We start from the raw sequence: 428 nt of genomic DNA, 5'->3' as shown, positions 1-428 counted from the left end.
GTACAGGTTGAGCCGTTCGCGCGTCCCGTCACTGATGACCAGCAAACGGTGCTCGCGCAGATGGCGCAGCAGCTGGTTCTTGCTCAGGTTGGCATCACGGACGATATAGTCCTGCTTCAGCTCTTCGCGCAGGACAGGGTCCTCTTCCACGTCATCCATGGTGGGCGCATAGAAGAAAAAGCCGTCCTTGACGGCAAAAATGACACGATGCTGCATGCGCAGCAGCTTGCGCACCACAGCAAGATCGAAGACCACGCCCCCGTCGGCGTCGCACAGATACAGGATGGTCCGCGGCCGGGAGGCCAGCTCATCCAGATACCCTTCCAGCTCCGCGGCCTTCCGCTCCGCACGGTGGAACTCCTCTTCCAAAAAGCCCCTGTCGGGAACGGAAGTCTCCAGCTCCAGCGTATAGGCGGAAAGGAACAGGT

General features: G+C 60.3%; 1 pseudogene. It reads right to left on the bottom strand.

The annotated features are described in order from the left end of the window. Positions 1-428, bottom strand: a pseudogene (locus tag JWG43_RS18625) (hypothetical protein); the annotation flags it as partial.

The organism is Desulfobulbus alkaliphilus (assembly GCF_016918545.1).
GTDB classification, from domain to species: domain Bacteria; phylum Desulfobacterota; class Desulfobulbia; order Desulfobulbales; family Desulfobulbaceae; genus Desulfobulbus; species Desulfobulbus alkaliphilus.
Note: the sequence above shows the minus strand (reverse complement) of the source record. Positions and strands in the feature narration are given on the sequence as shown.